19 protein-coding genes, 5 tRNA genes, 2 rRNA genes and 1 pseudogene are annotated in these 22,285 nt (G+C 44.2%); 14 read left to right on the top strand and 13 right to left on the bottom strand.

The window, feature by feature from the left end:
• Positions 1-4: 4 nt before the first annotated feature.
• The 9 genes from cdaR to WA279_RS07420 form a co-directional block, all read right to left on the bottom strand.
• Entirely contained in the window at positions 5-1,459 is a 1,455-nt protein-coding gene (gene cdaR / locus WA279_RS07460) for a CdaA regulatory protein CdaR (RefSeq protein ID WP_124060158.1), read from the bottom strand.
• Positions 1,452-2,273, bottom strand: coding sequence for a diadenylate cyclase CdaA (gene cdaA / locus WA279_RS07455; RefSeq protein WP_003223651.1), 822 nt, complete (start codon positions 2,271-2,273; stop codon positions 1,452-1,454). The genes cdaR and cdaA overlap by 8 nt, the downstream gene beginning before the upstream one ends.
• A 160-nt stretch (positions 2,274-2,433) precedes the next feature.
• Positions 2,434-3,060, bottom strand: a complete 627-nt coding sequence (gene rsiW, locus WA279_RS07450) for an anti-sigma-W factor RsiW (RefSeq protein ID WP_336154868.1) — start codon at positions 3,058-3,060, stop codon at positions 2,434-2,436.
• 13 nt (positions 3,061-3,073) lie between these two features.
• Positions 3,074-3,637, bottom strand: a complete 564-nt coding sequence (gene sigW, locus WA279_RS07445) for an RNA polymerase sigma factor SigW (protein WP_014478649.1) — start codon at positions 3,635-3,637, stop codon at positions 3,074-3,076.
• A 230-nt stretch (positions 3,638-3,867) separates the two neighbouring features.
• Positions 3,868-3,939, bottom strand: a tRNA-Gln gene (locus WA279_RS07440).
• A 4-nt stretch (positions 3,940-3,943) separates the two neighbouring features.
• Positions 3,944-4,028, bottom strand: a tRNA-Tyr gene (locus tag WA279_RS07435).
• A 22-nt stretch (positions 4,029-4,050) separates the two neighbouring features.
• Positions 4,051-4,123 (bottom strand) — tRNA-Thr (locus tag WA279_RS07430).
• Positions 4,124-4,127: 4 nt separating this feature from the next.
• A tRNA-Val gene (locus tag WA279_RS07425) sits at positions 4,128-4,203 on the bottom strand.
• Positions 4,204-4,206: 3 nt separating this feature from the next.
• Positions 4,207-4,281, bottom strand: a tRNA-Glu gene (locus WA279_RS07420).
• Between the two features lie 179 nt (positions 4,282-4,460).
• Here WA279_RS07420 and WA279_RS07415 point away from each other — a divergent pair.
• The 13 genes from WA279_RS07415 (at position 4,461) to WA279_RS07355 (ending at position 18,891) form a co-directional block, all read left to right on the top strand.
• Positions 4,461-4,916 carry a DUF523 domain-containing protein gene (locus tag WA279_RS07415; protein WP_021481932.1) on the top strand — a complete coding sequence of 152 codons (456 nt, stop codon included), beginning with the start codon at positions 4,461-4,463 and terminating at the stop codon, positions 4,914-4,916.
• A gap of 12 nt (positions 4,917-4,928) precedes the next feature.
• On the top strand, positions 4,929-5,411 hold the full coding sequence (locus tag WA279_RS07410) for a GNAT family N-acetyltransferase (RefSeq protein WP_015382615.1): 483 nt from the start codon (positions 4,929-4,931) through the stop codon (positions 5,409-5,411).
• Positions 5,412-5,520: 109 nt separating this feature from the next.
• On the top strand, positions 5,521-6,435 hold the full coding sequence (murQ, locus tag WA279_RS07405; RefSeq protein WP_336154865.1) for an N-acetylmuramic acid 6-phosphate etherase: 915 nt from the start codon (positions 5,521-5,523) through the stop codon (positions 6,433-6,435).
• Positions 6,436-6,451: 16 nt separating this feature from the next.
• The gene (locus tag WA279_RS07400) at positions 6,452-7,303 is read left to right on the top strand and encodes a MurR/RpiR family transcriptional regulator (RefSeq protein ID WP_336154863.1); all 852 of its coding nucleotides are present in this window, start codon (positions 6,452-6,454) and stop codon (positions 7,301-7,303) included.
• A 25-nt stretch (positions 7,304-7,328) separates the two neighbouring features.
• A complete protein-coding gene (locus WA279_RS07395) occupies positions 7,329-8,696 on the top strand; it encodes a PTS transporter subunit EIIC (protein ID WP_014475625.1) in 1,368 nt (455 codons plus the stop codon).
• A 56-nt stretch (positions 8,697-8,752) separates the two neighbouring features.
• Positions 8,753-10,078 carry an N-acetylmuramoyl-L-alanine amidase gene (amiE, locus tag WA279_RS07390; protein WP_336154862.1) on the top strand — a complete coding sequence of 442 codons (1,326 nt, stop codon included), beginning with the start codon at positions 8,753-8,755 and terminating at the stop codon, positions 10,076-10,078.
• Positions 10,079-10,105: 27 nt separating this feature from the next.
• A complete protein-coding gene (gene nagZ / locus WA279_RS07385; protein WP_336154861.1) occupies positions 10,106-12,034 on the top strand; it encodes a beta-N-acetylhexosaminidase in 1,929 nt (642 codons plus the stop codon).
• Positions 12,035-12,047: 13 nt separating this feature from the next.
• Positions 12,048-13,292, top strand: coding sequence for an exo-beta-N-acetylmuramidase NamZ family protein (locus WA279_RS07380; RefSeq protein WP_327846168.1), 1,245 nt, complete (start codon positions 12,048-12,050; stop codon positions 13,290-13,292).
• A 190-nt stretch (positions 13,293-13,482) separates the two neighbouring features.
• Complete coding sequence (gene btr / locus WA279_RS07375; RefSeq protein ID WP_336154857.1) at positions 13,483-15,072, top strand: bacillibactin transport transcriptional regulator Btr; 1,590 nt, start codon at positions 13,483-13,485, stop codon at positions 15,070-15,072.
• A 90-nt stretch (positions 15,073-15,162) separates the two neighbouring features.
• Positions 15,163-16,116 (top strand): iron ABC transporter substrate-binding protein FeuA, encoded by a 954-nt coding sequence (gene feuA, locus WA279_RS07370; RefSeq protein WP_336154856.1) that lies wholly within the window; start codon positions 15,163-15,165, stop codon positions 16,114-16,116.
• 18 nt (positions 16,117-16,134) lie between these two features.
• The gene (locus tag WA279_RS07365) at positions 16,135-17,139 is read left to right on the top strand and encodes a FecCD family ABC transporter permease (RefSeq protein WP_327829099.1); all 1,005 of its coding nucleotides are present in this window, start codon (positions 16,135-16,137) and stop codon (positions 17,137-17,139) included.
• Entirely contained in the window at positions 17,132-18,142 is a 1,011-nt protein-coding gene (gene feuC, locus WA279_RS07360; protein ID WP_251187356.1) for an iron ABC transporter permease FeuC, read from the top strand. Before WA279_RS07365 ends, feuC begins: the two co-directional genes overlap by 8 nt.
• Positions 18,139-18,891 (top strand): alpha/beta hydrolase, encoded by a 753-nt coding sequence (locus WA279_RS07355; RefSeq protein ID WP_336154854.1) that lies wholly within the window; start codon positions 18,139-18,141, stop codon positions 18,889-18,891. The genes feuC and WA279_RS07355 overlap by 4 nt, the downstream gene beginning before the upstream one ends.
• A gap of 9 nt (positions 18,892-18,900) precedes the next feature.
• Here the strand turns inward: WA279_RS07355 and WA279_RS07350 are convergent, their stop codons facing one another.
• The gene (locus tag WA279_RS07350) at positions 18,901-19,821 is read right to left on the bottom strand and encodes a bile acid:sodium symporter family protein (RefSeq protein WP_072557088.1); all 921 of its coding nucleotides are present in this window, start codon (positions 19,819-19,821) and stop codon (positions 18,901-18,903) included.
• Positions 19,822-19,966: 145 nt separating this feature from the next.
• Positions 19,967-21,403 (bottom strand): SulP family inorganic anion transporter, encoded by a 1,437-nt coding sequence (locus WA279_RS07345; protein WP_336154852.1) that lies wholly within the window; start codon positions 21,401-21,403, stop codon positions 19,967-19,969.
• A gap of 313 nt (positions 21,404-21,716) precedes the next feature.
• Here WA279_RS07345 and WA279_RS07340 point away from each other — a divergent pair.
• A pseudogene (locus WA279_RS07340) lies at positions 21,717-21,949 on the top strand (MFS transporter); the annotation flags it as partial.
• Positions 21,950-21,986: 37 nt separating this feature from the next.
• Here the strand turns inward: WA279_RS07340 and rrf are convergent.
• Both rrf and WA279_RS07330 read right to left on the bottom strand, forming a co-directional pair.
• Positions 21,987-22,102 (bottom strand): 5S ribosomal RNA (gene rrf / locus WA279_RS07335).
• A 55-nt stretch (positions 22,103-22,157) separates the two neighbouring features.
• Positions 22,158-22,285 (bottom strand): 23S ribosomal RNA (locus WA279_RS07330); the annotation flags it as partial.

The following is a 22,285-nucleotide window of genomic DNA, read 5'->3' as shown; positions in this document are numbered from 1 at the left end:
TTTTTTATTCTGATGAGGATTGTGAATTCGCAGTAGATTCATCCTCATCCTGATCTTGGTTTTGATCTTTATTTTCGTCTTGGTTTTGATCGTTGCTGTTTTTATCAGTGTTCTTTGTATCTTCTTGCTGATTGTTCTTTTGATCATTTGTTTGTTTATCTGTGTCATCCTGGTTTCCTGATGTATTGCTGCTGTTATCATTCGTTGATGTATTGCTTTTCTTAGAGGTCAGCTTGATTTTGGCGTTTTTCCGCCCCAAGGACCAAGTTACATTCTGTGGCCCGTTCACTTCAAGCTTCACGCTATGCTCCCCGTCCTCTAAATCTGAAACATTCACATACAATTCAATATCTGATTTTTTCAGTTTATTTATATTCGTGGGAGAGCCTTTAGCCGTTACATCTATCGCTTGTGATTCAGGATCAAGAAATTCAATGTTTTGTGAGCTGCTCAGCCCTACAGTCTTGATAGGGACATTCTCGAACTTCTGATCCGCTTCACTATCGACTTCTATATGCAAAGTCACCTTTGACGGTGAGATTTTTTTGACACCGTCAGGAAGCGGAATATCTGCCTCGATATCGGAATCCTTGTTAATTTTACTTAAATCTAAGCTGACGCCGTCAATAAATTCAAGAGAATCCAACACATCCTGTGAGCCGTAAACCGTTACCTCACTGGGGCTGGATTCAATATTCGCTATGCTGACACCGTCAGGAAGGCTTCCTGTCCGTTCAATTTTAAAGGGCACTTTTTTACTCGGGCTTGTCACCGGAACGGTAATCTTGATGACCGAGGGCTCCACGTCGACAGGAAGCGCGTTTCCGTCTTTATCATAGACAGTCACTTTCGCTTCCTTTTCAATCGTTTCATCTGCGTTTTCCAAATTCACTGAAGCTTTTACAAGAGAAATATTATCGATCACATTTTTCGATCCGGTAATCTGCACATTTTTCGGACTGACAATCGGCTGCTCCGGAGAATAGCCTTTTTTCATCTTGCTTTTGTTGTAGTACTCCACTTCTACGGGAAAACTTTTGGTCGTCCGTTCCTGAATGGTCACTGTCGTAACAGACGGATTAATTGAGATTGTCAGCCCATCCGACACGTTTTTGGCCTTAAGCTCAACCTTATGTGTGCCGGTTTTCAAATGTTCCATATCAGCATATATTTCAAAGTTTTTGGTCTGCCGAGCCTTTTTCACGGCGCTTGTCGAGCCTTTTATCGTGACATTAACCGTTTGCGGAACACCCGTCACGACGTAATTTTCATCATCATAATACGCTTTAACCGGAATATCAGTCAGAGTTGCTTCATCAGTTGTTGATGTCGGAAAGAAAGATTCACCCGGTTTTTTCGGAGTCGGTGCTTGGTTGCTGTTAACCGCCACATAAAGCAAGAGCGCGAAAAGCAGAGCAATGATTTTCACAGCCCAGCGGTTGTTTAAGAATTTATCCATTTTTCTTGCCCCTCCAATACCAGCGGTTAGAAGAAGTGTCTCTGGTGTTTTTCTTAAACTCGGCTTCAAGCATTTCTTTCAGCGCTTCTTCTGTAAGCTCTCTGTGAAGGTCGCCGTTCTTTGCCACACTGACGCCGCCGGTCTCTTCAGACACAATAATCGTCAAACTGTCTGTTACTTCACTGATACCGACAGCTGCTCTGTGCCGCGTGCCCAGTTCTTTTGAAATAAACGGGCTCTCAGAAAGCGGCAGATAACAGGCGGCCGCGGCAATTTCATTATTTTTCATAATCACCGCACCGTCATGAAGCGGGGTGTTTGGGATAAAAATATTGATCAGCAGCTCAGAGCTGACTTTGGCATTCAGTGGTATGCCGGTCTCAATATAATCCCCCATTCCAGTATCCCGCTCAATGGTCAGCAGGGCGCCTATACGGCGTTTCGCCATATAATTGATCGCTTTTGTAATGGCCTCAATCGTTTTCTGCTGCGCTTCTTCAACAGGCGTGCCGCTCCTCGAAAAAAAGCGGCCGCGGCCTAGCTGTTCAAGCGCTCTTCTCAGCTCAGGCTGAAAAATAATAATAATTGCTAAAAATCCCCATGTTATCGCTTGGTCCATCAGCCATTGAAGTGTGCTGAGGCCCAAATATTGGCTGGCCATACGAACAAGCACGATGACTACAATTCCTTTTAACAGCTGAACCGCTTTCGTGCCGCGTATCACCATAATCAATTTATATATCACATACCAAACAAGGAGAATATCAACGGCATTGCCGAGGTACTGCAAAAAAGGGATATCCTCAAAAGCCATTTCCTCGTCCTCCAAGATTTCAGTCATTTCGTATTTTGTGTTTTACGTGTTACGCATATGTACTTTACATAGCGAGCCCATTATACCACATTTCGATTTAGCAAGTGAAATGTGCCAGGCCTCTCAGCCTGCAAAAAAAGAGCAAAGCGGCTAACGCGCTTTACTCTTCTCCGTTCGGACTGAATGCATCGAGTACACTTTTCCCCGTAGACTTCATCTTGTACCATGTCCAGTCGAATAATTGATTGATTTCTTCAATCTGACCGGTGACTTGTCCAGCAGAGGCCATATACTTTTCGCCGTTTACGACGGTTACATCCCCGTCTATTTTGCCTTTAATAATCAGCTTGCCGTTTTTAACAGTGACATCACCTTTGACCGTCTCACCTTCTGGCACGGTCACAGTATGGTTATGAACCACAAGATTCGGCTGCTTGGACACGCTGAAATTGTGGTCATTATGCCAGCTGTTAAAAAAACCTCCGCCCATCAAAATGATGAATACCGCAGCAGCTGCGATAACGGGATGGGTTCTGAACCATCTTTTTACAGAAGCTCTTTTCTTCTCCTTAGGCAATTTTGCCATGACATTAGCGGTAAAATCCGCGGGGGCTTCGACATGCGATGTGCTCCGTACGAGCGCTATGGATTTCTCCATCTCGTAAAAATGCTTTCTGCATTTCTCGCATGTCTCCAGATGTTCATTTAATACGTGTTCATCTTTTGGAAGGATATCTCCATCAAGATGCATATGCATAAGCTGCACAATTTGTTCAGGACAGCTCATTTCATCACCCCACTTAAAGATCCCTTAATTGTTTTCTAAGAGCCTCTCTGCCTCTGTGAATCCGCGTTTTCACAGTCCCCACAGGAATGTTTAGAATCTCCCCGATTTCAATTAATGAGAGTTCGTCAATATACTTTAATACGATGACTGTTCTGTATTTGTCAGGAAGCTTTAAAATTTTCTGCTGTATCGTGTTTGAGAGTTCCAGCGACACAACTGCATCTTCAGGCAAAACACCATCTGCGGCGATTTGAGAATACATGGTCAAGCCTTCCGTACCAGCCACTTCTGCATCGAGGTAATAATCCGGCTTCTTTTTGCGAATGCGGTCAATGGTCAAATTGGTCGCGATTCGATAAAGCCAAGTTGAAAATTTCCGGTTAATATCAAAACTGTCGATATTAACGTACGCTCTGATGAAAGCTTCCTGTGCAATATCCTCCGCCTCATGCACATTGCCAAGCATACGGTAGCAAAGCTGATAAATTTTATCTTTGTAAATATCTACGATGTCCGCAAATGCATTCTGGTCGCCTTTTTTGACTTGTTTAATTCTTTTTTTGATCATCATTTCCATATTTATCTAACCTCTGCCTTCACCGGTCTGTATGTATACGAGCTTCGTTTCAAAAGGTTTCAATTTTTTTATAAAATAAGTTTATCAAATTTTTGGCAGGGTGTAGATGGTAATTCGTGAATAAACTACCTTAACATATTTTTAAAATTATTATACAGACTGAACAGTTAGAAGTTGGAATGATTTTTCCGAAAAGAAAAAAGACACCTTTTGATCAAAGGTGTCTGTGACTGGGCTAGCTGGATTCGAACCAACGCATGACGGAGTCAAAGTCCGTTGCCTTACCGCTTGGCTATAGCCCAATAATGGTGGAGGGGGGCAGATTCGAACTGCCGAACCCTGAGGGAGCGGATTTACAGTCCGCCGCGTTTAGCCACTTCGCTACCCCTCCACATAAAATTTTGAAAAAACAGTGCCGGCAAGAGGACTTGAACCCCCAACCTACTGATTACAAGTCAGTTGCTCTACCAATTGAGCTACACCGGCAAGATGGTGGAGGATGACGGGCTCGAACCGCCGACCCTCTGCTTGTAAGGCAGATGCTCTCCCAGCTGAGCTAATCCTCCAAATGGTGACCCGTACGGGATTCGAACCCGTGTTACCGCCGTGAAAGGGCGGTGTCTTAACCGCTTGACCAACGGGCCGTTGTGTTCTCGTCGAGCTGACAAAAGTTATTATATACAGGTCACCCCCTGTTTGTAAAGAGAAAAATTAAATTTTTTATTTTCAAACTTTTTAACTCCTTTTTTAACTGAAAAAGCCTCCCAACTAAAGCCATTTATTTTATGATAGAGACAAGCAAAGCAAGAGAGGAGAAACCAATATGATACTAGTCAGTTCTTGCCTTGGAGGCATTGAATGCAGATACAACGGCTCTCACGCAGCGTCGGAGAAAATCAGAAAACTCGTCGATGAAAAGAAAGCAGTCATGGCTTGCCCTGAACTTCTCGGCGGCTTCTCTACCCCACGCGAACCCGCAGAAATCATAGGAGGCACCGGCGAGGATGTCCTCAATGGAACAGCGAAAATCGTGACAGCTTCAGGAGAAGACGTCACAGAACTATATATGGAAGGCGCCGCGAAAACATTGGCTTACGCAAAAGAAATCAACGCTTCTGCCGTCATATTAAAAGAAAACAGTCCATCTTGCGGAAGCGGTTTTATCTATAACGGCACATTCTCTGGCAAAAAAATCACCGGCAGCGGAGTAACCGCCGCACTGTTAAAACAAGCGGGCTACCGCGTCATTTCGGAAAACGAGCTTGACGACATATTGTAAGGAGGCCACCACATGACTCAAGACATTTCTTTATCCTTCTATAAGCCTGAACACTTGCCCGAGCTTCAATCATTCACGCTCACCAACGATGACAAACGCTTTACCTCCCTCCCGAAAGAGGTGCTGTCTCAGGCTCTGGGCATACAGGACCGATACCCGGTTGTCATCTTAAAAGACGACCTTCCAGTCGGTTTTTTCATTTTACATGCATCAAAAGAAACGCTTGCTTCCTATTCTAACAATCCATTTGCTTTACTGCTCAGCTCCCTGTCTTTAAACGCTGTGCACCACGGAAAAGGCTATGCGAAAAAAGCCATGATTTTGCTTCCCGCTTTTGTGAGCGGATATTTTCCATGGTGCGACGAAATCATCTTGGCCGTCAATCATCTGAACATACGCGCAAAACACCTTTATATGAAAAGCGGGTTCCTTGATAAAGGACGGCGAAGAATCGGGCCGCTTGGAGAACAGTTGATCCTTCATCATTTCTTATAGTCTTGAGTGAAATAAAATTTCAAAAATTTAAAAACATAGTTGAAATATCATAACAGAAATGAATATACTGAATATTGGGATATATCATTTTAAAATAGGGGGCATCCTCATGTCAGAACCATTAAACCTTCACCGTCTTACAACGGAATCACGCAATAGCCAAACAGTTGAAATCCACAAAGCAAACACTCTCGGCATCCTCAAAATGATCAACAACGAAGATATGAAAGTCGCTGCAGCCGTTCAGGAGGTTCTCCCCGACATCAAAACAGCTGTAGACTGCGCATATGAATCGTTTCAAAATGGAGGCCGGCTCATATATACAGGCGCCGGCACAAGCGGCAGACTCGGCGTCATGGATGCTGTTGAATGTCCTCCCACCTACAGCGTAAGCCCAGATCAGGTCATCGGAATCATGGCTGGAGGCCCCAAAGCCTTTTTACAGGCAGCAGAGGGCATTGAAGACAGTGAAGAAGCAGGAGCTGAAGATTTAAGAAACATACAGCTCACTTCAAATGACACCGTCATTGCCATCGCAGCAAGCGGCCGCACACCCTACGCCGCAGGCGCCCTAAGATACGCCCGCAAAGTCGGAGCACACACCATCGCCCTTACTTGCAATGAAAATTCCGCCATCAGCAAGGATGCGGATCACAGCATTGAGGTTGTCGTCGGACCTGAGGCCATTACAGGATCAACACGTATGAAAGCCGCAACCGCTCATAAAATGATTCTAAACATGATATCTACCGCTGTAATGGTCAAAATCGGCAAGGTTTACGAAAACTTGATGGTAGACGTCAACGTCAGCAACAAAAAACTAAAAGAACGCGCCATCAGCATCATCCAAAGCCTTACAAATGCTTCATACGACACAGCCAGGCACACCCTGGAACAAGCCGATCATCACGTCAAAACAGCAATCGTCATGCTCAAAACAAGCACAGATCAGAAACAAGCAAAGACATTACTCGATGAAGCAAACGGTTTCATTGACAAAGCAATCGAACATTACCATCCATGATAAGGAGAGAACTAGAATGGCCACAGGCGGTTTAGCGATCATCCAATCAATGAAGCATAAGCTCCCTCCATCCGAGCGCAAACTTGCAGATTATATCCTAGCCCATCCCCACAAAGCAATCGAAAGCACGGTCAACGAAATCAGCGCCTTAGCCAATTCAAGTGACGCTGCCGTCATCAGGCTCTGCAAATCACTCGGTTTAAAAGGATTTCAAGATTTAAAAATGAGAGTAGCAGGCGATCTGGCAAAGCCTACGTTTCAGGGCTACCGGGATATTGTTCCCCACGAGCCGCTGCCCTCCATTTCCGAAAAAACGGCCGGCAATGCCATTCAAGCCATTCAGGATACTTCAGACCTGATGGACTACAAAGAGCTTGAACGAGCGGTTTCTCTACTTCTCAAAGCTCATATCGTGCATTTTATCGGCCTCGGGGCTTCCGGCATTGTCGCCAAGGACGCCCAGCAAAAGTGGCTTCGCATTCATAAACAAGCAACCGCGTTTACAGACACTCATCTTGTGGCATCTTTAATCGCAAATGCAGATAAAGACGACATCGTATTTGCCATTTCGTTTTCAGGAGAGACACAGGAAATCATTGAACTGTTCGCCATGGCCAAGGAAAAAGGCATCACAACGATCAGCCTCACACAATTCAGTCAGACATCCGTCTCCGCACTGGCTGATGTCCCTTTGTATACAGCCCATTCAAATGAAGCCTTGATTCGAAGTGCAGCCACTTCCTCCCGCCTCGCCCAGCTTTTTATAATTGATGTTTTGTTTTTAGGCATGGCGGCTGAGCAGTATGAAACGACAACCGGTTATATCGATAAAACGAGAGCAGCCATACAATCTATGAGAATAAAATAAGGCATCTTGAAGGGGAGGGGTTTTAATGAGCAAAGAAAATAACTACCATCATCTCGCACAGAAAATCCTTGAGCTATGCGGAGGAAAATCCAATATTTCTTCATATACGCATTGCATGACACGCCTGCGCATTACGCCTTACGATGAAAGCAAAGCGGATGCTCAGGCTTTAAGAAAGCTTGACGGCGTATTGGGGGTCGTTGAAGCTGAAACCTTACAAATTATCCTCGGCACAGGAGTCGTCAATCATGTTACAGCTGCTTTCTCAAAGCTCGTGTCAGCAGAAGAAGGTGCCGATGTCAAAGAAGCAGCGGCCAAAAAGAAAGCCGATATCAATCGAAAAAACGCCACTCCTTTTAAACTTTTCTTACGTAAAATTGCCAGCATTTTTATCCCTCTTATTCCCGCTCTAGTCGCTTCCGGTTTAATTACTGGGATTACCAAAGCAATTATTCAAGCAGGCTGGCTCTCTGCAGACTCACAAATTGCGGTTATCCTGACAGTCATCGGATCAGGGCTGTTCACTTATCTCGGCATTCTCGTCGGTATTAACGCTTCGAAAGAATTTGGCGGGACACCCGCACTTGGGGCTTTGGCCGGGATCTTGATTATCAATCCGGAGATCGCAAAAATCAGTTTATTTGGAGAAGAGCTTCTCCCAGGCAGGGGAGGTCTGATCGGCGTCCTTTTCGCAGCCATATTCATTGCTTACACCGAACAATTTATTCGCCGTTTTATTCCTCAATCACTCGATATCATTGTCACACCCACCGTTTCACTGTTAATCACCGGAATCGTAACGTATGTCGTATTTATGCCTTTAGGCGGATTCATTTCTGATGCTATTACATCCGGCCTACTGTCCATCCTGGACATCGGCGGCATCGCTGCGGGCTTTATTCTGGGCGCAACCTTCCTTCCTCTCGTCGTAACCGGACTGCATCAAGGCTTGACGCCTGTGCACATGGAACTGATCAATTCAATTGGCAATGATCCTCTGCTCCCTATTTTGGCTATGGGAGGTGCAGGACAGGTAGGCGCGGCCTTTGCCGTTTTCGTGAAGACGAAAAAAACAACACTGAGAAAAGCAATCGCCGGCGGGCTTCCATCGGGACTGCTCGGCATTGGTGAACCGCTTATTTTCGGAGTCACGCTGCCGCTTGGCCGTCCGTTTTTAACAGCATGTTTAGGAGCTGGAATCGGCGGCGCCTTTCAAGCTTATTTTCAAGTAGCCACCATTGCGATTGGTGTCTCCGGACTGCCGCTTTCTTTTCTAGTCCTGCCTTCGCAAATCATCCTGTATATCGTTGGGCTCTTTATTTCCTACGCGGCCGGCTTTTTATTAACCTATGCATTCGGATATAAAGATGAAATGGCTTCTCAGTTCGATTAAATTGTTTCTGTATTAGGGATAGTAAACGGGATAGAAGCACAGAAAGGGGCTAGCCTGTGAAAACAAAGACACTGTTCATATTCAGTGCCATTTTAACCCTATCGATATTTGCGCCAAATGAAACCTTCGCACAAACAGCAGACAACTTGGTTGAGCCGAAAACCATAAATGCAGAAACTACACAATTCTCGACGAAGAAGCTAAGGAAGGTAGATCAGATGATAGAACGGGATATTGCAGCAGGATTTCCAGGCGCCGTTCTTGTGGTGGTGAAGGATGGACGCATCATAAAAAAAGCAGCATACGGCTACAGTAAAAAGTACGAAGGAGCAGAACTGCTGCGCCGTCCGGCCAAAATGAAAACCCGCACGATGTTTGACTTAGCCTCAAATACAAAAATGTACGCAACAAATTTTGCATTGCAGCGCTTAGTCAGCCAAGGAAAACTTGACGTCTATGAAAAAGTTTCTGCATATTTGCCGGGTTTCAAGGATCAGCCGGGTGACCTCATAAAAGGAAAAAACAAGATACGTGTCATCGATGTCCTCCAGCACCAATCAGGGCTCCCATCAAGCTTTTACTTTTACACGCCGGAAAAAGCCGGCAAGTACTATTCCCAAGAACGGGACAAAACGATTGAATATTTGACGAAAATTCCGCTCGATTATCAAACTGGGACAAAGCACGTATACAGTGACATTGGATATATGCTCCTCGGATGTATTGTCGAAAAACTTACCGGCAAACCGCTTGATGTCTACACGGAGCAAGAGCTCTACAAACCGCTCAGGCTGAAGCATACCTTGTACAATCCGCTGCAAAAGGGCTTTAAACCGAAACAGTTCGCAGCTACTGAACGCTTGGGCAATACACGTGACGGCGTTATTCAATTCCCTAACATCCGCACAAACTCGCTGCAAGGAGAAGTGCATGACGAAAAAGCGTTTTACTCAATGGGTGGCGTGTCTGGGCATGCCGGATTGTTCTCAAATGCAGATGATATGGCCATACTGCTGCAAGTCATGTTAAACAAAGGTTCATACCGAAACATTTCTTTATTTGATCAGAAAACAGCCGACCTGTTTACAGCACCTTCAGCAACAGATCCGACATTCGCTCTTGGCTGGAGGCGGAACGGAAGTAAAAGCATGGAATGGATGTTTGGCCCTCATGCCAGCGAAAATGCTTACGGGCATACCGGCTGGACAGGGACAGTTACAATTATTGATCCAGCATACAATTTAGGCATCGCATTGTTAACAAATAAAAAGCATACACCAGTTATTGATCCGGAAGAAAATCCAAACGTCTTTGAGGGTGATCAATTTGCAACAGGCAGTTATGGAAGTGTCATAACCGCGATTTATGAAGCGATGGAGTGAATGATTAGACGATAGGAGGAAGTTTCTATGAGACCTGTCTTTCCGCTTATCCTTTCAGCCGTTCTCTTTATTTCATGCTTTTTCGGGGCCAGACAGACAGAAGCCTCTGCATCCAAACGTGCAATCGATGCCAATCAGATTGTCAATCGTATGTCGTTAGATGAAAAACTCGGACAGATGCTGATGCCTGATTTTAGAAACTGGCAAAAGGAAGGCGAGTCCTCTCCGCAAGCCCTTACAGAAATGAATGATGAAGTCGCCAGCCTCGTCAAGAAATATCAATTCGGAGGCATCATCCTTTTTGCAGAAAATGTAAAAACAACAAAACAAACTGTCCAACTGACAGACGATTACCAAAAGGCAAGTCCAAAAATCCCGCTCATGCTGAGTATTGATCAGGAAGGCGGCATTGTAACGAGGTTAGGGGAGGGCACTAATTTCCCAGGGAATATGGCGCTGGGCGCAGCCAGAAGCAGAATCAATGCGTATCAGACCGGCAGCATCATTGGGAAAGAGCTCTCTGCCTTAGGTATCAATACAGATTTCAGCCCTGTCGTGGACATTAACAATAATCCTGATAATCCTGTAATCGGCGTACGGTCATTCAGCTCCAATCGAGAACTGACATCACGCCTCGGTTTATACACGATGAAAGGGTTGCAGCGGCAGGATATCGCGTCTGCCCTCAAACATTTCCCGGGACATGGAGACACGGACGTTGACAGCCATTATGGACTGCCGCTCGTTTCCCATGGCCAAGAACGGCTTCGTGAGGTCGAGCTTTATCCTTTCCAAAAAGCAATTGATGCTGGTGCTGATATGGTGATGACAGCCCATGTTCAGTTTCCCGCCTTTGATGACACCACTTACAAAAGCAAACTCGATGGATCGGACATTCTGGTTCCAGCTACACTTTCAAAAAAAGTGATGACAGGTCTTCTTCGTCAGGAAATGGGCTTTAATGGGGTCATCGTTACCGATGCGCTCAATATGAAGGCAATCGCAGATCATTTCGGACAGGAAGAGGCTGTGGTCATGGCCGTAAAAGCTGGTGTCGATATTGCATTAATGCCTGCCTCAGTCACTTCAATGAAAGAAGAACAGAAATTCGCACGTGTTATTCAAGCTTTGAAAGAAGCCGTGAAAAACGGGGATATTCCTGAACAACAAATCAACAAATCAGTTGAAAGAATCATTTCCCTGAAAATAAAACGCGGCATGTATCCAGCGCGAAACAGCGACAGTACAAAAGAAAAAATAGCCAAAGCCCAAAAAATCGTAGGAAGCAAGCAGCACCTGAAAGCAGAGAAAAAAATAGCTGAAAAAGCAGTAACTGTATTAAAAAATGAACAGCACACTTTGCCGTTCAAGCCTAAAAAAGGCAGCCACATCTTAATTGTGGCACCTTACGAAGAACAAACTGCTTCAATCGAACAAACCATTCACGATCTCATCAAGCGAAAGAAAATCAAACCCGTATCTGTCGACAAAATGAATTTTGCCAACCAAGTATTTAATGCCGAGCATGCAAAACAAGTAAAAAAGGCTGATTATATCATAACCGGCTCCTATGTCGTCAAAAATGACCCTGTCGTCAACGACGGTGTCATCGACGACACAATATCAGATTCAAGCAAATGGGCCACCGTGTTTCCGAGAGCTGTCATGAAAGCCGCACTGCAGCACAACAAACCATTTGTCTTAATGAGCCTGCGCAACCCCTATGATGCAGCCAATTTCGAAGAAGCAAAGGCACTGATTGCAGTCTATGGCTTTAAAGGATACGCAAATGGCCGTTATCTTCAACCTAATATTCCGGCCGGAGTGATGGCGATATTCGGTCAGGCAAAACCTAAAGGCACACTTCCAGTTGACATTCCGTCAGTCACGAAACCAGGGAACACCCTTTACCCATTTGGCTACGGATTAAATATCAAAACGGGAAGACCGCTTTAATAAGGAGGGACACATGAGAAAAACAATATTCGCTTTTCTGACAGGGCTCATGATGTTCGGAACGATAACCGCTGCCTCTGCTTCACCCGATTCAAAGAATCAAACGGCTAAAAAACCTAAAGTCCAGACTGGGATAGACACGCTCTTGCCAGACTATAAAAAACAGCTCAAGGGAAAACGCATCGGACTGATCACCAATCCAACCGGAGTAAACGCATCTCTGAAAAGCAGTGTCGATATTCTTTACGAGAACCCGGATATCAAACTGACAGCTTTATTCGGCCCTGAACACGGCGTCCGCGGTGACGCCCAGGCTGGAGACGAAGTAGGCTCTTACATTGACGAAAAAACCGGGGTTCCCGTATACAGCCTCTACGGAAAAACGAAAAAACCGACTCCAGAAATGCTGAAAAATGTCGATATTCTAATGTTTGACATTCAGGATGTCGGGACCCGTTTCTACACGTACATTTATACAATGGCATACGCAATGGAAGCCGCTAAAGAAAACGGCATTCCATTTATGGTGCTGGACCGTCCGAATCCTCAAGGCGGGAATCATATTGAAGGACCAATCTTAGAACCTGAATACGCCTCATTTGTCGGATTGTATCCCATTCCATTGAAGCATGGGATGACGATAGGCGAATTGGCTTCACTGTTCAACAAAGAATTTAGTATTGATGCTGATCTTACAGTGGTAAAAATGAAACACTGGAAACGAAAAATGGATTTTGACGATACCCGATTGCCTTTCGTCCTCCCTTCGCCTAACATGCCGACGGTGGAAAGCACATTTGTTTATCCTGCAACCGGGCTGATTGAAGGAACAAATATATCCGAAGGGCGAGGGACAACAAAGCCATTCGAATTGATCGGAGCTCCCTTTATCAAAAGCACAGAACTTGAAGAAACATTAAACAGCCTCCATTTGCCGGGCGTTACATTTAGGGCAGCATCCTTCACACCGACGTTTTCTAAACATCAAGGAACGCTTTGCCACGGTGTGCAGCTCTATGTGACAGACAGAGATAAGTTTGAAGCCGTTAAAACGGGTCTTTCAGTCATTAAAACCATACACGATCTCTATCCTGAGGATTTTGAGTTCCTGTCAACAGGTTCATTCGATAAACTGGCAGGCAACGGCTGGATCAGGACAAAAATTGAAAATGGAACTTCGATTGAAAACATCATAGACAGCTATGAAAAAACACTCCAACAATTCAGCAAAACAAGAAAAAAATATCTCATTTATTAAAACGTAAGCATCGTATGTTACACGTGTAACATATTCTTACTGAACGAAAGACCCTTACTTTTACACATAAGTAAGGGTCTTTTTCGTGCTAAAAACCCACCCGCTTTATATAGGAAAACTTTCATTTATTTGGTACAATTTTTATTGAAAATGATTATCAATTGAACGTTTCTGAAAAGGTGGTCTACTCGTGCAAAATGCAGTGATTTATCAACCAGTACAAATTGAATATCTAAAAAAGACAAGTGATCTCTTCTCAGAACAGCAATTAGCCGATTCATTCGTGCTGATTTTTCATTTAAAAGGAAACGGCTATATTTCGATCGGAACAAACACCAATCCTCTGCAAAAAAAGACACTTTATGTTTGTCCGCCTAACGAGACCTTTGGCTTTACGCCAGCAGCCGATGGACATATAGATGCCTGTCTGATCAGGCTTCAAAGCTATATCAAGGAAACCGGACAAAATATTTTCACACCGTGCACAGAATCGGAATTAGCCAACCTGAAGCTTATGAATGTTTCACATATCGAGAATCTTGCCGTCCGGCTTCAAGAGCTTGCCGCACTATGGAATGAATCGTCTCAGCTTTCTCAGCTAAAATGTGTGATTGAAGTACAAAGCCTGATTTATGACCTTTTTACTGCCAGTTTATCTGATCAAACGAATACACATTCAGCAATCGAAAAAACAAAACACTATATCGAAACCCATGCCGATACAAAAATCACGCTTGCCCAGCTGTCGCAAATGGCAGGAATCAGTGCCAAACACTACAGTGAAAGTTTTAAAAAATGGACAGGACAGAGCGTAACAGAATTTATTACGAAAACACGAATCACAAAGGCAAAACGGCTCATGGCAAAATCAAACTGCAAATTGAAAGAAATCGCACACCAAACCGGTTATCAAGATGAATTTTATTTCAGCAGAATCTTTAAAAAATATACAGGCTGTTCACCTACAAGCTATATGAAAAAACGCCGAAAGAAAATCGCCGCATACGGAAGGGGCACAATGGGCCATCTCATCCCTCTTCACCACATACCTTTTGCGGCCGCTCTGCATCCGAAATGGACGTCTTACTACTATCAGCATTATTCGACAGATATACCCGTCCAGCTCAGTGCATACCGGTTTAATGAAAAGTGGGAAGAAAACCTGTACACGTTATCACAGGCAGAACCAGATGTGATTGTCAGCATGGATTCTATTTCCCCAGAAGAACAAGATCGCCTGAATCGCATCGCAGAAGTCATGTACCTTCCTTCAGGAGAAAGCTGGAGAACCCACTTTCTCCAAACTGCCTCATTTTTAAAGGAGGAGTCCGAAGCAGAAAAGTGGCTAGCGGATTATGACCAGCAGACAACAGCCGCCAAAAAAACACTTCAGCACGTCCAAGGGTTGCGTTTTCTCTTTTTGAGGCTGCATAAGCAAAACTTCTATCTGGCTCATAACCGAAGTGTCCGCGAAGTTTTCTTTGGGGATTTAGGATTCAGCTCGGCAACAACGGCTGACACACCTTCAGAACAAGCGATTTCGTTAGAAAATATCGCAAATTACCAAGCTGACAGTATGATGCTTTTTCTTTTTAAAGAGCCGGAGACCATAGCTTACTACCAGCAATTACAGCAGACAGAAGCATGGCAAAACCTAAGCGCGGTACGGAATAACCGTGTTTATCTTCTATCCCTTGACCCGTGGAATGAATACTCAGCTTGCGGGCACGAACGCATCGTTCAGCAAACTGTTTCTTTACTATCCGGAGATTGTCCATGATAAATCAGGAATTTGTCCATGGTGTTATATCTGTTCATTCTCTATAATTCCAATTGATAATAGTTATCAATTGAACAGGAGGCTCTATAGATGAAAAAGATATCTCTCACCTTATTAATCTTGCTTCTCGCGCTGACAGCGGCAGCTTGCGGCAGTAAAAATGAATCAACTGCCAGCAAGGCAAGCGGCACAGCATCTGAGAAGAAGAAAATTGAATACCTTGATAAAACATATGAAGTAACTGTACCGACAGACAAAATTGCCATTACGGGAAGCGTTGAATCAATGGAAGACGCGAAATTGCTTGACGTTCATCCGCAAGGCGCAATTTCATTCTCCGGCAAATTCCCTGATATGTTCAAAGACATCACTGATAAAGCCAAACCAACCGGAGAAAAAATGCAGCCAAATATTGAAAAGATTCTTGAAATGAAGCCAGATGTTATCCTTGCTTCAACAAAGTTTCCGGAAAAAACGCTTCAAAAAATCAGCACAGCAGGCACGACGATTCCAGTTTCTCATATCTCTTCAAACTGGAAGGAAAACATGATGCTGCTTGCCCAGCTGACTGGAAAAGAGAAAAAAGCAAAGAAAATTATTGCAGACTATGAACAGGATCTAAAAGAAACAAAAACAAAAATCAATGATAAAGCGAAAGATTCAAAAGCGCTTGTCATTAGAATTAGACAAGGCAACATTTACATTTACCCTGAACAAGTGTATTTTAACTCCACACTATATGGTGATTTAGGCCTTAAGGCGCCGAACGAAGTAAAAGCTGCAAAAGCGCAAGAGCTGATTTCATTAGAAAAATTAAGTGAAATGAACCCGGACCATATTTTCGTCCAATTTTCTGATGATGAAAATGCAGACAAACCTGATGCCTTAAAAGATTTAGAGAAAAATCCAATCTGGAAAAGCCTTAAAGCAGTCAAAGAAGACCATGTGTATGTCAACTCAGTGGACCCTCTCGCACAAGGCGGCACAGCTTGGAGCAAAGTCCGTTTCCTGAAAGCGGCTGCTGAAAAATTGACACAAAACTAATTCAGAGTAGGTTTTTGTATGTATTCAAAACAGTGGACACGTATCATATTGATTACTTCTCCATTTGCTATAACGCTGTCGCTTTTGCTTTCAATCCTTTATGGGGCAAAGCATCTTAGCACAGATATTGTTTTTACATCTCTTATTCATTTCGATCCGGGAAACACAGACCATCAAATTATATGGCACTCCCGGATTCCAAGGGCTGCCGGCGCTCTGCTCATAGGGGCAGCCCTTGCTGTTTCTGGAGCGCTTATGCAGGGCATTACGCGCAATTATTTAGCTTCGCCATCCATTATGGGTGTTTCAGATGGTTCAGCGTTTATCATTACGCTTTGCATGGTTCTGCTCCCGCAATCATCTTCGATTGAAATGATGATATACTCTTTTATCGGCTCAGCGTTAGGAGCGGTGTTAGTATTCGGCCTTGCCGCCGTGATGCCAAACGGATTTACCCCCGTGCAGCTCGCCATCATCGGCACAGTCACAAGCATGCTGCTCAGCAGCTTATCAGCGGCCATGTCGATTTATTTTCAAATTTCTCAGGATCTCAGTTTCTGGTACAGTGCCAGACTTCATCAAATGAGTCCGGATTTCCTGAAGCTTGCCGCTCCGTTTTTCCTGATTGGCATCATAATGGCCATTTCTCTCAGCAAAAAGGTGACCGCTGTATCATTAGGGGACGACATTTCTAAAAGCCTGGGGCAAAAGAAAAAAACCATTAAAATCATGGCGATGCTTTCCGTCATCATTTTAACCGGCAGTGCCGTAGCGCTGGCCGGAAAAATTGCGTTTGTCGGGTTGGTTGTTCCGCATATCACGAGATTTCTCGTCGGCTCTGATTACAGCAGGCTGATTCCGTGCTCCTGTATTTTGGGCGGAATCTTTTTAACCCTGTGTGATCTCGCAAGCAGATTTATCAACTATCCGTTTGAAACACCGATTGAGGTCGTAACATCCATTATCGGCGTACCTTTCTTCCTTTATTTAATTAAACGAAAAGGAGGGGAGCAAAATGGCTAAAAAATATGCATTGTTCATCGCTTTGATTCTTGTTGTCAGCTATTTCAGCTTAACGAGCGGATCATTTTCTGTTCGTCCTGCTGAGCTGCTCTCCACTCTTTTTCAAATCGACCAGAATCCGCAGTATGAAATTTTGCTGTTCGATTTAAGACTGCCGCGGGTTGTCATGGCTGCTATTATTGGACTCGGTCTTGGCATTGCAGGCGCTGTTATCCAGGCCATCACAAGAAACGGGCTTGCTGATCCTGGAATTCTCGGAATCAACGCAGGGGCAGGAGCCGGCATTGTAGCGTTTATGCTCTTATTCCAAGGCCAGAAGGAAGTGACATCCATAGCTGCAGCGATGGGAATGCCGCTCTTTGGATTGATAGGCGGGCTCATCGCGGCGATCCTGATTTACATATTTGCATGGCACAGAGGAAATTTAGATTCAGGAAGAATTATTCTGGTAGGGATTGCCATCAATTCAGGATTCAGCGCCCTGTCTTTGTTTTTATCTTTAAAAATGGACCCGCAAGACTATCAAATGGCCATGGTGTGGAAAAACGGAAGCATCTGGTCTGCCAACTGGACGTATATCACAGCCGTACTCCCATGGATGCTGCTGTTTATACCGATTCTTATCGGCAAATCCCGCCTGCTCGACACCATTCGTTTTGATGAAGACACAGTCAGAAGCCTCGGCATTTCATCAAATAAAGAAAAAACCATCCTGCTCGTAGCCTGTGTAGCAATCATCAGCGCCTGTGTCTCCGTAGCGGGAAGCATGGCGTTTGTCGGCTTAATTGCTCCCCATATCTCACGGAGACTGGCTGGCGTCGAACATCGCTATATCCTGCCACTGAGCGGTTTAATCGGGATGCTGCTTGTGATAAGCGCAGACTTTGCCGGAAAACTGTTTTTTCAGCCCGCAGAAGTGCCCGCAGGCATCATTTTGGCGATCCTCGGAGTTCCTTATTTCTTATATCTGCTTTTCAAGCAAAAAAAGGGGGAGAATGCTTGAAAGGATCTCTTTCAGAACACAAAGCCGGCAACAGGAGGTTCACGCTGTACCTCCCTCCTTCCTACAGCACAGACAGCAGGAGATTTCCTGCTGTTTATGTGCAGGATGGCAGTTCTTTGTTCCAAAACCAAATCGAATTACTAGAAAGCGCATTTCAACAGCAAAGGCTCCCTGAACTCGTGCTGATCGGTATCGAACCCGAAAACCGGCTTGATGAATACACCCCATGGCCGGCTGCATCACTCAGTGATCGGTTCACGGACTTCGGCGGAATGGGATATCACTATCTGTCTGATATAACGAACCAGTTCATTCCGCTAATCGAAGAAAACTGGAACGTCACCAGGGAACCGCAGTCAAGAGGAATGATCGGTGCCTCATTAGGCGGCCTCATCTCAATGTTCGCCATATTAAAATATCCGTCAATGTTCGGGAAAATAGGCTCTATATCAGGTTCATACTGGTACGAGAACGCAGCGGAAACCATTCATATATCTTCTTTAAAGCCCGGCACTGCACGTGTTTTCATGTCTATCGGGAGTGAAGAAGGCCGTGAAAAACAATCCATTCAGCGACATATGCTGAAAAAAACAAAGCAAGTTCATCAAAGTCTAAAAGAAAAAGGCTTCACTGAAGACCAGTTGTGTCTTTCAATTGAAAAAGGAGCGGTGCACCACCGCAAGTATTTCTGCAAACAGTTCATCAACGCGCTCGAATGGCTATACGGAAAAAACCGCTCAACCCTATGAGCGGTTTTTTTATGCTTTCTGCAACATTGGTTTTAATTCAAAACGATTCAGCATATAGCCAAACAAAGCAGCCAATATCTGCTGAAACAGCATGCCGATCACAACAGGAACGGCAACCTGAGACGGGAAGAACGTAACGGCAAGAACTGCGCCGGCACTAATATTCCTCATGCCTCCCGTAAATATAAGAGAGACTATTTCCTCTTGCCGCCTTTTCATCATTTTTCCGATCAGCCAAGCAGCGGCATAGCCTGTTAACGCGATAAAGAATACCGTTACAGCTATTCCTGCAAATCTCAAATCAATGGATTTGAAATAAGGAGCAATCGCTGAACTGTTAATCGCAATCACTGCCATCAAGCAAAGCTTTGAAAAAGGCGACAGCGCACTGCTCACAGACGCAGTTCTTTCTGGAGATGACATCTGATTAAACAGCATGCCCAAAAAAGAAGGAATCACGACCATTACAATCAGACCTTTCATCATTCCCCACACATCCATGTGAACCTGAGCGCCGGCCAGCAATGAAAGACTCAGCGGTACGATTAGCGGTGACAGCACAGTATCAACTAAAATAATCGAAAGTGTCAAACCGACATTCCCTTTGTACATCGCTGCCCAAATCAAGCTTGTAATCCCCGTAGGAATCACAACAGCCAATGTTAAACCGGTAATCGTCAAAGGATCACCTTTAAATATAAGATGGCCGCTGCCCCAAGCAAAAAGCGGCATGAAAATATGAAGAACGAATAGTGCAAGAATCATAGGGAGAGGATGAGACAATGCATGTCTCAAAGATTGAAAGTTCGCGCTCAAACTGCCTGCAAACGTAATAAAAGCAAAGATCCAAGGCACAGCCCATTCATACCCATTTAAAAACTGAGACAGCAGCACGCCCAACACCACACTAGTCGGCGTCAACAGCGGCATAACTCTCCCCAATACACGGTTCAGCTTCTGAAGCATCATATGCAAGTCCCCTATTTAAAATTTCTCTTCTCTCTATTATATCAATGCTGCTTAAGTGTATGTTATATAAAAAAGCCCAGATCTCATTAATCTGGGCTTCTCTATTTTATGCCATCTGTTTCATTAGAGATTTACTCGCTTTATTCAAACCTTTTAACTCAGCTTCAATGCCTTGTTCCTTAAACTTCGCAACAATCTTATCAAGTGCGGCCGCACCAGAATCGTCCCATACGTGAGCTTCAGTTAAGTCAATCACAACCCGCTCAATATCCTCTTGATATATAAACGCATTTGCAAGATCCGTCACTGACGCAAAAAAGATTTGCCCCTTCACTTGATACGTTCTAAGCTTTTGATCCTCTGCATGAGAAACGATTTTCAGCTTCGAGATTTTTGCCACAAAGAACACGGCACTTAAAAGAACGCCGACAAATACACCCTTAGATAAGTCATCCGTCACAACAACCGTAACCACAGTCACAACCATGACAATCGAGTCCGTGAGCGGCGCTTTTTTGAGACCTTTTAAGGAAGACCAATCAAATGTGCCGACAGACACCATAACCATTACAGCCACTAACGCCGCCATTGGGATTTTCACCACGACATGACTTAACACCGCAATTAAAAACATCAGAAAAGCACCGGCAACAAATGCTGACAAACGTCCGCGACCACCCGCTTTTGTATTAATGACAGATTGTCCGATCATAGCGCAGCCTGCCATTCCGCCAAAGAATCCAGTCACGATATTCGCAATTCCCTGTCCGCGGCTCTCTTTATTTTTATCACTGTCCGTATCCGTCATTTCATCAATAATCTGTGCTGTCAGCAAAGATTCAAGCAACCCGACAAACGCTAAAGCAATTGAATAAGGAAAAATAATTTGCAGTGTTTCAAAGGTAAACGGAACATTAGGGATTAAGAAATGAGGCAATGAACTAGAAATATTGCCCATATCACCAACCGTCCGCACATCCACATGGAAAGTGACTGCAATAATTGTCATCACAATAATCGCCACAAGCGGAGACGGAACAGCAGTCGTAAACCTTGGCAGCACATAAATAATAACCAACGACCCGGCAAGCATCGCATACATGCTCCAAGAAGCACCTTCAAACTGGGGAAGCTGCGCAGAGAAGATAAGGATCGCCAGCGCATTCACAAACCCGATCATCACAGAACGCGGGATGAATTTCATTAATCTTGCAATTTTACTGATACCTAAAATCACTTGAATAATGCCAGTCAAAATCGTAGCCGCAAATAAATACTGAAGCCCATGATCAGCAACCAGCGACACCATAACGACTGCCATTGAGCCTGTCGCAGCTGAAATCATGCCAGGTCTGCCGCCAAAAATAGAAATAATAATGGCTATACAAAATGACGCATAAAGACCGACCATCGGATCCACACCGGCTATAATAGAAAAGCCAATCGCTTCAGGTATTAACGCTAACGCAACTAAAATGCCAGCAAGAATGTCTTTTCGGATATTCCCGAACCACTGCTGTTTTAATGTAAAACTATTATTCAAATATAACGACTCCTTTTTAGTAAAAAATAAATCCGCACCATATCTATTGTATTGGAAGCTTTTTTTATTTTACGGGAGAAAATGAAAAGAAAAACGACCGGAGAAAACGGGGAAACGTTGAGTATATTGTATTGAGGCAAGGAGTTGTCATACAAAGAGTATCATAATAAATTTTTATCAATTACGCAAGATGAATGCTGAAGAAAAAAATGGCTCAAATATAGTCTGATACATTTTATCATATCCGGATGAAACCAAGAATCGTTTTAATGTCAGTAATATCTTTTCTCTCATTTGGCAACCCGAGCCGTTTTCAGAACAAACGACAGGCATGCTGCTCGCTGCCAATGGATTGGCGGCACTATCCTGCCAATCGCAGTCGGATGGAGTCTGGATGAGTCTCCTGTACAAACTGCATTTTGATTATTTATGACTCTCATGTTGATCATGCTGGGGATTGTATTGGGATTCAAAAGTATTAGAAAACTTAAAAAGCAGAAGCTTGATAAAATGGATACTGATGAAAGCAAATCGGCACAGATATAAAATAAAAAACCCAGCTTAATGAGCTGGGTTTAAGCTTGCTTGGCGGCGTCCTACTCTCACAGGGGGAAACCCCCGACTACCATCGGCGCTGAAGAGCTTAACTTCCGTGTTCGGTATGGGAACGGGTGTGACCTCTTCGCTATCGCCACCAAACAAATTGAGAGAGTTCTCTCAAAACTAGATAACAGGTGTGACATCATTCAAAAATATGGTTAAGTCCTCGATCGATTAGTATCTGTCAGCTCCATGTGTCGCCACACTTCCACCTCAGACCTATCAACCTGATCATCTTTCAGGGATCTTACTTCCTTGCGGAATGGGAAATCTCATCTTGAG

The sequence above is a fragment of the Bacillus sp. 204(2023) genome (assembly GCF_037027505.1).
GTDB classification, from domain to species: Bacteria; Bacillota; Bacilli; order Bacillales; family Bacillaceae; genus Bacillus; species Bacillus subtilis.
The sequence above is the reverse complement of the archived record's forward strand: the minus strand, read 5'-3'. Positions and strand labels throughout refer to the sequence as shown.